The organism is Veillonella sp. CHU110, from assembly GCF_003992255.1.
Lineage (GTDB): Bacteria > Bacillota > Negativicutes > Veillonellales > Veillonellaceae > F0422.
Genome location: NZ_RQVA01000002.1, coordinates 164,392 through 171,558, shown reverse-complemented (window position 1 = coordinate 171,558; position 7,167 = coordinate 164,392). Strand labels below are relative to the sequence as shown.

Sequence of the window (7,167 nt, the reverse complement as noted above, 5' to 3'; positions counted from 1 at the left end):
ATGCCTACTTTTTTGCATAAAAAAATATACCTTGGGGGGATGGCTTTTGCTGTCCCCCCAAGATATATTATAGAGCCAATCAAAACTGCTATTGCTCCCCAAGACATATGCAACTTTTTTATAACTTATTCATTTATCATAATTGTTGCAGCACCAACTTCAAATTTTTACAACATTTCATTTAAATTTATGTCTCACACAGTCTACCATGAAGCAAGAAAACTCTGGATACAACTTAAGCCTCACTTTTGGTTTGAAAGTTAGAGATTTTACACGAGAAATCATTTCTTCATATTCTCTTTTATCTTTTTCCAATTCCTCAATATATTTCTTCTTATCTTCCTCGCTCACATAGTCATCATCAACTATAGCTTCTTTAATAGCATCCATTAAATAAAGTCTATTTTTTTCTTCAAGGACAAAAAACTTTGCTTTTTCATCCTTTAGCCATAAAGCATAATAATAGTGTTCCCAGTCAGCTAAATAGTATTGACAAATAACTTCATCGCTATAGTAATGTAAGAATTTGTCGAATTCTTCAAGTACATAATAGGCATCAAAAATTTGCTCCGCAGAAATATCATCTGTTTTCAAATTGTAATTTTCATCTTCTCCTGACTTTACTCTTTCTAGCCAAGATATTGCTTTATCTTTATTACCAAGATATACTTCGCAATATGCAATGCTAAGCAATAGACTCATTCTATCAGGATATTTTTTCAATAGTTCTAAAAATATTTCTTTAGCTTTCTCATATTCTTTGAGTTCATATAAAGAGACTGCATGATTGAAGGAATATTCGTAACTATCATCAATATTTTTAGCTTTTTCAAAATATTTTTGACTCAATATAAGCCATTCTTTATCTTCATTAGATTGGTACATATTAAAGTAATAAAGCCCCAACCCTGTATATGTTTCAATAAAAGGAGAATCTAAATCCTTTGCTTTTAGTAAATACTCTAATGTTTCTTCAGTATAATCATGGTTACATGCAATATTGGTGTAAACTCTTGCTTTTTGAGCATTATCCAAATAAATTTCAAATTTATCAAGAAAAGAATTTAAATATCTTATATACTCACCGCGTCTAAGCTCTAACTTTAAAGAAGCAAGCGTACATACTATATCAATATCTGAAGGATATTCTTTTTGTTTGGATAACAAGTAGCTTTCCATTTTTTTAAGGTATTCTGTTGATCTTTCATAGTCCTTTAAAAATGTCTCTTTATATCTATCCTCATATTCTTTTTTCTGCTTGTCCCAATATGCCTTTATTTCATTTATCAAAATCTGTATTCCTCATTAGTTAAAATTTAACAAACACTATTTCCACTTTTTATCCTTTCCTACAGCTTCGAATTTACGTATCCACATATATTTATATTTTCTACTATTACAATACTATCCAATTATTACTTATTCATCTTTCTTATAGTAGCTAGGATAAAGAGGGTGTTCAAATAAACCATCATCAATCATTTTTTCAATCTCCGCCGGCAAATCAACTTTATATACTTTGTTATAAATTAGCTGTGCTTAAACATTCAAATCCGCCTCCCGAAGAAGCATCACCTAAAAAATTTTGAATTGATTCTATATCGGGATAATGATCAGGATTATGTAGATAACGCATATATTCCTCTAAAACTCGTCTAATGTATAGAAAGTCTTTCAGGTTCATTGTTATTTTTTCCTTATCAGAAATAGTATCTAATCCATATTCAACGATATCTTTTATATTTGTATATTTTATCATCTTTAAATTCAATACCTCTCATCATGTGTATACTCTTTATAATCTTCTAGTATTCCTCAATGAATTATCTATATCCAAAAATAATAAAACATTTTTCAATATCATCATATTCATAAGGGATACTAAATGTATTAAGCATACGCTCTATTTCTGATTTTTTATCAGTAACACATGTCTTTGGCTCAATTAAACGCCCTTGACCAAGAACTTTCTCAAATTTACTTCTAATTTTGAACCATTCAACAATTCTCATATTCATATGAAAAAATGTTCATCAGCATCAATCGTCCAATATATGCTAGGCTCTTCTTCATCAAAAAACGTCTTATATTGTATCGGGATGTCTCTCATGTTCTCCATGATGGAATCTATCAGTTCTTTCCATTTTGTATTGTTCATAAAAGAGGTTAGATTTCTTTCTTCAAGAACCTGCTTAATTTTTTCTTTTTCAGTTTTTTTGTTGTTATATTTCCCATTTTCAATCTCGTCTATAATGTGTTGCATAACAGATAACGCTCTATTATCTAGTTCTTTATAAACATAAGATGGCGATATACATTGTTTATCTCTTTGTACATAATACCACCCGTAATGCATCCAACCAGTCACTATAAAATGGAAATCTCCCTCCCAACTTATATCGAAATAAATTCTATCGTCAACTTTAGAACTACTTATTTTTATAACTCCACTTCTCGGATTTAGTTTTTCACATAAAATATTATGTATTGATTGCATCTATCACTAATTCTCCTTACAACTTTAAATTTACCTGTCTATTTCTAATACAAAGATTTTATTCTTCAAACTTTTCCTCAATATTAAAAATCACTTCACAATCGCAACCAGCACCATTTTCTCGCAAAAATTCTATAACCTTTTCAATATCCGCATTTTTATCTTTCAAAAACTCATTTGTTAAAGAAAAATCGTGATTACACTCTACCGTTTCTGATTTATCATTTAGATAATCAAATAATTCATAAAATAATTTCTTTTCCATCGGTAAGTTCTCTTCAAATTCTTCCATTTGTTTGACTTGATATTCTTGCAACAATTTTCTATTCTCAAATTTGTTCATGAGCTTTTCTCCTTTATAAAATTATTGATTTAAATCGTTTATTTTTGTACGTTATACACCATATCTCCACTATTCCAAACATACATGATTGCCGACACTGGTCGTTTTCCGTCTTCCCGAAGCCATCCTGTATATGTAGTTCTGTTGCTATAATAACCTTCAATAATGATTTCAAATTCTGAGTCTGTATATTCATCTATAAATTGTTGTAAACCAATAGACTTTCCATTGAAGCGTCCTTCACCTAAGGTTTTGTTAAATATCAATACATCGCATAGGTCGATATCACATTTTTCAAAACATATTTCACCTAGATATGATCTTTCTTCACCTTCCACAAGTTCATATATTTTATTAACTTGTAACGTCAAAGTTTCGTTGTAATATGTGATTTCTTTCACCCTACTATCATGAAGGCTGAAAATGATATTGCTATTTCTATCGTGTATAAACTTCATACTGTTCCTCATAATTTCATCTTAATATATTTAGTCATTATAGTTTTCATCATGTGTATACTCTTTATAATCTTCTATAAATCCAGTGCTGTTTCATCCAAGAGAAAATCCTCTACTCCAATATATAAAATTCCATCATCATCAAATCTAGGCACTATGTTGTTTCTAACTATAACAACTTTCTTAAATGAATCTCCTGTTCTTCTCAAGGATTCCGTTTCTTGTACTTGTTTTTCTTTTGTATCAACATTAAGTGCCGATTGAATATAATATCTATTACTTCCTCTATTGATAACAAAATCTACTTCTAAATTTTTTTTAACCGTTTTTTTATTCTCATCTTTATAGTTATATTCCACAACACCAACATCTACATTTAGTCCTCTCATACGAAGTTCATTATATATTACATTCTCCATAATATGTGACTGCTCATTCTGTCTGAAATTTAGCCTTGCATTTCTAAGCCCAATATCTGAAAAATAGTATTTATACGGAGATGATATATATTTCCTTCCTTTCACATCATATCTTCTAGCTTTTTCAATTAAAAAAGCATCAATAAAATAATTCAAGTAATTACTTACTGTAAGCTGAGATATCTTTATATTTTTTTCTGACATAAAAGTATTCGCCAGCTTAGTTGGATTAGATAAAGAACCAATAGATGAAGATATAATATCCAACAAATCATCCATGATAGATGCATCTTTAAGAATTTTATTGCGCTCCATGACATCTTTAATATAGGTGCTTGTAAACACATTCTTCAAATACTCGCTCTTTTTTTCATGATTACTTAGCTGTACAGACATTGGCATGCCACCGTACAAACAATATTCATCAAAAGCCTTACCCTTGTCTCCTTCATAACATGAATAAAATTCTGCAAATGAAAATGAATATACTCTTATTTCATCACCACGATCTCTAAACTGCGTTAGCACATCTGATGAAAGCATCTTTGAATTACTGCCAGTAATATATACATCTACATTCGGAATTTTCATAAGACCAAGTACCAAATCAACAAAGTTTACCTTTGAGTCAGTGCCTTCCAAATATGGATTAGAAATTTCTTCTACAAATTGAATTTCATCGATAAAAATATAATATTTATGTCCATCATCTTGTATTTTACCTCTTAAATAATCATCTAACTCAATTGGATTTCTATATTTGATATTTTTCAGGCTATCAAGTGCAATCATTATAATTTGATCTTCACGCACTTCACTAGAAAGTAAATACTTTCTATATAGTTCAAATAAAAGATAAGATTTTCCACATCTTCTAATACCTGTAATAATCTTTACTCTTCCATTATCTTTTTTGTCTATAAGTTGATTTAAATATCTTGGTCTTTGTACTTCCACTCTCATACCCCATTTAATAATATATTGTAAATACGCATTTTTATTAAATCTATTTACTATATTATAGCATTCTTAACCGACAACTCCAATTAGTACTTTTAAAATAAATGCGTATTTACTACTTTTATTTAAATCAGCGTAAAATAAAGCAAAAAACGCCACATACTTTCATCCTATGAAAGGCTATGAAAGTACATGACGTTTCTAATAGATATGTAATTGTCTAATGCACTGGTACCCAAAGTACCCTAACTTTCAGATTAGTGTGTACTTTTAGAATCGTTTCTTCGGCAAATGCCCGCAAAGATAGATCCTGTAAAGTTATGGATAATGGAGAACACAGCACCTGCTACAGCTGCTTGTGGTGTAAAGTGTTTCAATGCCAAGCTAGCTGCTAAGGCAGAGTTTTGCATCGCCACTTCGATTTGCATAGCACGACGATCTGGTACGTTAGAACCAAACAGACGACAAATGAAATATGTCACCACATAACCGCTCACGTTTTGCACTAAGCAAGCCAAGAAAATCATCACACCATGTGCTAAGATATTATCACGGCTAACGGCAGTGACCCCAGCTAAGATAATCAATACAGCTACGGCACCTACTGTTGGCAAGATTTCTTTCACAGGTTCAATGCGAGAACCGATGAAATAGTTCACAATAATTCCTAGCGCAATTGGCACGGCAATGATGTTCACGATGGACATGAACATTGGCCAGAATGCAATATCTACGGTTTGTCCTGCGTATAACACAATGAAAATCGGCGTTAACACTGGCGCTAATAAGGTGGATACTGTTGTAGCAGACACAGACAACGGCACATTACCATTTGCCAAGAATGTCATTACATTAGATGCAGTACCTCCTGGGGCAGCTCCTAACAAGATAAATCCTAAGGCGATTTCAGGCGGGAATCCAAATACGATTCCTACTAGCCAACCTGCCAGTGGCATCCACAAGAATTGAATCAAGGATACCAAAATGACTTGCCACGGTTGTTTAAAGACATCTAAAAATACTTTCCCTGTTAATGTTAAGCCCATGCTGAACATAACCAACTGTAACAAAGGAACCGTTTGTTTCGCTGCCCCCATGAATACTTCTGGCACTAAGAATGCGATAACTGCCATAGCCAACACAATCCACGCTAAGTAATCATTGAACAGGCGATTAATACTACGAATAAAATTCATATGTAACCTACTTTCTATAAAAAATGAGAACTTTACAATTATAGCAAATCTTTTGCTCTAATAAAAGTCATTTATCTTAAATTTATAATATGTTTGTCCTCTTATATACTACAGCTATAAGAGCATATACGCCTCCTATGTATGGCACTATACAAAAAATTGGATTATGCTGTATTACTTTCATGTCTGACAACAAAAAAACATAAGCAACTCTACTGTATTGTATCCATATGATACTAATCGTTACATCGCTTATGTTTCTCGTTATATGTCTTTATGTTTTAATGTATATAGTTCTTAGATACATCTATCATTCACTTTCTAAAAAAGCTTTAATAGCAGGATTTTGCTTCATCATTGCTTGTTCTTCCTGTGTAATCACTTGCACCTTATCTCGATCCACATTGACTAAGCACAAAAACCCTAAATGGTCACCTTGATTCGCACGGAATTGATGAGCCATCAACTTAGGAATTTCAATCATATCTCCCTCTTGTACATCTTCCACGGTATCGCCTAGTAAACATTGCCCTTTTCCACGAAAGATCATCACCATATGCGTATGTTCATGGCGTTCCATAGTGGAATATCCGCCAGGCTTCACCTCAAAATAGCGAAATTGGCACGGAATATCCCACGCACCATCAAACAGTACTTGACGTGTTACGTCTTTAAAAGGGCTATTATCTTGCTTGTATACTAATGTATCCACGCCATCCCATGTATATCCTTCTCGATTAAATTTACGTATCATTTGAATATCTTTTTAATGGCCCCTAAAATGCCACCATGCTCATGTACATAGTCTTTTACGCCTTCTACATCAAAACCAGTCGCATCAATGGCCGCACGAATGGCAGCTTCATCAATTTTTGTATGGTCAAAGCGAATGCGTACTTCTTTTGTTTTCAAATCTACTGTAGATTCCAAAACACCTGGCAACCCTCGAACAGCGCCATTCACAGTATTTTCACAATTCACGCACATCATACCTGGTACATAAAATAATTTTGTTGTTACATTACCTGTACTTCCACAGCCACAATCTTTACACATAGTTCCTCCTAATTATTTTGTTTATGATTATTTTTAGCTCCCGCTTCTACATCGATTGCTTCAGTTTTCACTGCTTCTTCTTTCACTTCTTTTTTTTCGCCACTCACAGCGCCTTTAAATTCACTGATACCTTTACCTATGGCTTTGCCAATTTCAGGTAACTTTTTCGGTCCAAAGATAACTAATGCTATGATTAAGATTAAAATTAACTCTGGCATTCCCATATTAAACATATTTA

The 7,167-nt window shown here is 32.3% G+C and carries 11 protein-coding genes; all 11 read right to left on the bottom strand.

Annotated features, from left to right (window positions below; translation table 11 throughout):
• Window positions 1-177: 177 nt before the first annotated feature.
• The gene (locus tag EO122_RS01610; RefSeq protein WP_127009078.1) at window positions 178-1,290 is read right to left on the bottom strand and encodes a tetratricopeptide repeat protein; all 1,113 of its coding nucleotides are present in this window, start codon (window positions 1,288-1,290) and stop codon (window positions 178-180) included.
• Window positions 1,291-1,522: 232 nt separating this feature from the next.
• On the bottom strand, window positions 1,523-1,759 hold the full coding sequence (locus tag EO122_RS01605) for a hypothetical protein (RefSeq protein ID WP_240632627.1): 237 nt from the start codon (window positions 1,757-1,759) through the stop codon (window positions 1,523-1,525).
• Window positions 1,760-1,823: 64 nt separating this feature from the next.
• Window positions 1,824-2,012, bottom strand: coding sequence for a DUF6678 family protein (locus EO122_RS08250; RefSeq protein WP_206168497.1), 189 nt, complete (start codon window positions 2,010-2,012; stop codon window positions 1,824-1,826).
• A 2-nt stretch (window positions 2,013-2,014) separates the two neighbouring features.
• On the bottom strand, window positions 2,015-2,497 hold the full coding sequence (locus EO122_RS01600) for a DUF6678 family protein (RefSeq protein WP_206168496.1): 483 nt from the start codon (window positions 2,495-2,497) through the stop codon (window positions 2,015-2,017).
• A gap of 58 nt (window positions 2,498-2,555) precedes the next feature.
• The gene (locus EO122_RS01595) at window positions 2,556-2,840 is read right to left on the bottom strand and encodes a DUF2695 domain-containing protein (RefSeq protein WP_127009077.1); all 285 of its coding nucleotides are present in this window, start codon (window positions 2,838-2,840) and stop codon (window positions 2,556-2,558) included.
• Between the two features lie 38 nt (window positions 2,841-2,878).
• Entirely contained in the window at window positions 2,879-3,298 is a 420-nt protein-coding gene (locus tag EO122_RS01590) for a hypothetical protein (protein WP_127009076.1), read from the bottom strand.
• Between the two features lie 74 nt (window positions 3,299-3,372).
• On the bottom strand, window positions 3,373-4,680 hold the full coding sequence (locus EO122_RS01585; RefSeq protein ID WP_240632626.1) for an ATP-binding protein: 1,308 nt from the start codon (window positions 4,678-4,680) through the stop codon (window positions 3,373-3,375).
• Window positions 4,681-4,934: 254 nt separating this feature from the next.
• The gene (locus EO122_RS01580; protein WP_127009074.1) at window positions 4,935-5,873 is read right to left on the bottom strand and encodes a bile acid:sodium symporter family protein; all 939 of its coding nucleotides are present in this window, start codon (window positions 5,871-5,873) and stop codon (window positions 4,935-4,937) included.
• 310 nt (window positions 5,874-6,183) lie between these two features.
• Window positions 6,184-6,627 carry a cupin domain-containing protein gene (locus tag EO122_RS01575; RefSeq protein WP_127009073.1) on the bottom strand — a complete coding sequence of 148 codons (444 nt, stop codon included), beginning with the start codon at window positions 6,625-6,627 and terminating at the stop codon, window positions 6,184-6,186.
• A complete protein-coding gene (locus EO122_RS01570; RefSeq protein WP_127009072.1) occupies window positions 6,624-6,929 on the bottom strand; it encodes a heavy-metal-associated domain-containing protein in 306 nt (101 codons plus the stop codon). Before EO122_RS01570 ends, EO122_RS01575 begins: the two co-directional genes overlap by 4 nt.
• Window positions 6,930-6,937: 8 nt before the next feature.
• Window positions 6,938-7,162 carry a twin-arginine translocase TatA/TatE family subunit gene (locus EO122_RS01565; protein ID WP_127009071.1) on the bottom strand — a complete coding sequence of 75 codons (225 nt, stop codon included), beginning with the start codon at window positions 7,160-7,162 and terminating at the stop codon, window positions 6,938-6,940.
• Window positions 7,163-7,167: the final 5 nt, after the last annotated feature.

Bases quoted from the DNA above. Each gene is read 5' to 3' on its own strand.
- EO122_RS08250 (WP_206168497.1), bottom strand. From the start codon at position 2,012: ATGAGAATTGTTGAATGGTTCAAAATTAGAAGTAAATTTGAGAAAGTT.
- EO122_RS01580 (WP_127009074.1), bottom strand. From the start codon at position 5,873: ATGAATTTTATTCGTAGTATTAATCGCCTGTTCAATGATTACTTAGCG.
- EO122_RS01600 (WP_206168496.1), bottom strand. From the start codon at position 2,497: ATGCAATCAATACATAATATTTTATGTGAAAAACTAAATCCGAGAAGT.
- EO122_RS01575 (WP_127009073.1), bottom strand. From the start codon at position 6,627: ATGATACGTAAATTTAATCGAGAAGGATATACATGGGATGGCGTGGAT.
- EO122_RS01570 (WP_127009072.1), bottom strand. From the start codon at position 6,929: ATGTGTAAAGATTGTGGCTGTGGAAGTACAGGTAATGTAACAACAAAA.
- EO122_RS01585 (WP_240632626.1), bottom strand. From the start codon at position 4,680: ATGAGAGTGGAAGTACAAAGACCAAGATATTTAAATCAACTTATAGAC.
- EO122_RS01590 (WP_127009076.1), bottom strand. From the start codon at position 3,298: ATGAAGTTTATACACGATAGAAATAGCAATATCATTTTCAGCCTTCAT.
- EO122_RS01605 (WP_240632627.1), bottom strand. From the start codon at position 1,759: ATGATAAAATATACAAATATAAAAGATATCGTTGAATATGGATTAGAT.
- EO122_RS01595 (WP_127009077.1), bottom strand. From the start codon at position 2,840: ATGAACAAATTTGAGAATAGAAAATTGTTGCAAGAATATCAAGTCAAA.
- EO122_RS01565 (WP_127009071.1), bottom strand. From the start codon at position 7,162: ATGTTTAATATGGGAATGCCAGAGTTAATTTTAATCTTAATCATAGCA.